A 2,247-nucleotide genomic window follows, 5' to 3' on the forward strand; every position below is an offset into this window, starting at 1 on the left:
ACAGACTGCGCCATGTCGCAGGCTTTGAGTGAGGCAAGCTCATGACTGAGCTGATCGCCCAGCACCAGAATAAGAGTCTTATCGCGCATCTTGTCTTCCCTCAGTGTCCATACTGGCTGCCATACACAAAGCCATACGCCCTGCCACACGGCATGGACCAGATAAACTTGAGAGAAAAGGAAGTGGCGGAGGGAGCCAGCCTAGAATCCAACTCTCTCTCGTTCCAATGTCAGACAGCAAGAGATAAAACAAAACTACTCAGAAACCTAAGGTTTCGACCTTCAGGTTATAAGTCAAAACTTTTTGATTAAATAACTACTTAAAATCAATTACTTAACCTAAAAGCCCTTGAAGCCACGCAGATATTCATGGTGTTTCGTCGCTTTTAAATGTTTTATCATGGACACAAGCATCGGCAAAACTGTAGCCAGCGGTTGACCAGAGCATGTCCATGTATAATCCCGCCCACGACAATTCGACATTCAGATCATGTGTGTGGAGGTAATGCGCAGGAGGCAGCTTTGCAAATTTCGACGCTTTCCCGACAGCCGGCTTTCGTGCAAGGTACGGCGGAAGCCGGGTTTGAGCCCAATGTGCTGGATCCTGCGCTGGGCGCTAAGGTCCGGTTTTCTGTGTGGACAAAAACGACCAGCTGTAGCTCGTTGCTCCTAACAATAGACTCTTGTTAGAGGAACAATCACAAACCATACGCGCGGCGAAAACCTAAAGTTTTTCATAGATGTCTAACGTCAGTGCCTATGGGTCCAAATAGAGTTATTTACTAAGAGAGTGTTTTTGGCTGATCGTAACCACTGAGGAGTGGACAATGAGAAAGACAATCAAGAGCCCTGGCGAGAAGATCGTCAAAGATATCAAGCGGGCGACCCGCAAACACTATTCATCCGAAGAGAAGACCAGGATCGTGCTGGATGGCCTTCTTGGCGAAGACAGCATTGCTGTGCTGTGTCGCCGTGAGGGTATTTCCCAGGGCATCTATTACAAATGGTCCAAGGACTTCATGGGAGCTGGGAAGAAGCGTCTGACTGGGGACAACCGCGCGAGCGGCCACAAATGACGAAGTGAAAAATCTGTGTCGTGAAGCGCGTGAGCTCAAGGAAGTGGTTGCAGAGCAGACGCTCGAACTGCGACTTCTTCAAAAAAGCATGTACGACAGTGGGGGCGACCACGAATGAGATATCTGTCACCTAGCAGTCGCTGCTTGCAGCGATGAGAGGGCGCGTCAGAGAAGCTAGAGATCGTAAAACTGGTCGAAGGATCGCATCTGTCGGCACGCGTGACGCTAGCCAAGCTCTGCATTCCGCGCTCCATTAAGTTTGTTTACGCCTCTGTTTCATCTCCGAAGCACAGTCCAGCTCATCAGCAGACAGAGTGCCACCCATGTTCAATGCCGCCTCACGCTGCTTCTCTAGAGATCGGCGATCTATCCGCTTCAGTGCGCGATACTGCAATACAACTCAGGCGCCACGTAACACTAAAAACGAAACCGCTTCGCTGCGATCAACCTCAATCTAACCAAAGCGACGCATGCTTACCCTGTTTCAACATACGCACGGAACCGCGTTACAACCGCCTTCGTGGTTTTGCGCACGGCTTTGATCAGCTCCTCAGTGGTCTCTTCATCTGAGGGCGCCAGATAGAGCTCAGCACCAGCGTTGCCCTAGAGAGCGCGGCGGATGTTTTCACCATAGATTTTATAAACATCTCCTACTTCCCGGTTGTGAGAGGTTAAAGGAAATGTCCTGCGAGTAACGGCATATCTACACCTGTTTCACGTCAACGCGCGTGAACCTCGTCTTGCTTACAGCTTTTCGATCAGCTCTGGCACAGCGGTAAACAGATCCGCGACGAGGCCGTAGTCCGCGACTTGGAAGATCGGCGCTTCCTCGTCTTTGTTGATCGCCACGATGATCTTGCTGTCTTTCATGCCCGCGAGGTGCTGGATCGCGCCAGAAATCCCGACAGCCACATAAAGCTCAGGCGCAACAACCTTGCCCGTCTGACCCACTTGCCAGTCGTTCGGTGCGTAGCCTGAGTCCACAGCCGCGCGCGAGGCGCCGACGGCTGCGCCGAGCTTGTCGGCGAGTTGTTCGATCATCTTAAAGTCATCCAGCGAGCCGACACCACGGCCACCAGAGACAACCACACCAGCCGAAGTCAGCTCAGGGCGATCAGAGGCCGCGACCTTGTCTTCAACCCATGACGAAAGCGCAGGGTCTGCAACTGCTG

The 2,247-nt window shown here is 52.1% G+C and carries 1 protein-coding gene and 1 pseudogene; one reads left to right on the forward strand and one right to left on the reverse strand.

The features are described from left to right. Nucleotides 1-826 precede the first annotated feature (826 nt). Nucleotides 827-1,327: pseudogene (locus ACTG3X_RS14355) on the forward strand (transposase); the annotation flags it as partial. A gap of 492 nt (nt 1,328-1,819) precedes the next feature. Here ACTG3X_RS14355 and ACTG3X_RS14360 read toward each other — a convergent pair. Next, nucleotides 1,820-2,247: FAD-binding protein (locus tag ACTG3X_RS14360; RefSeq protein ID WP_439111960.1), on the reverse strand; the 428-nt coding region annotated here is incomplete at its 5' end.

The organism is Lentibacter sp., from assembly GCF_965658795.1.
Taxonomy (GTDB): domain Bacteria; phylum Pseudomonadota; class Alphaproteobacteria; order Rhodobacterales; family Rhodobacteraceae; genus Lentibacter.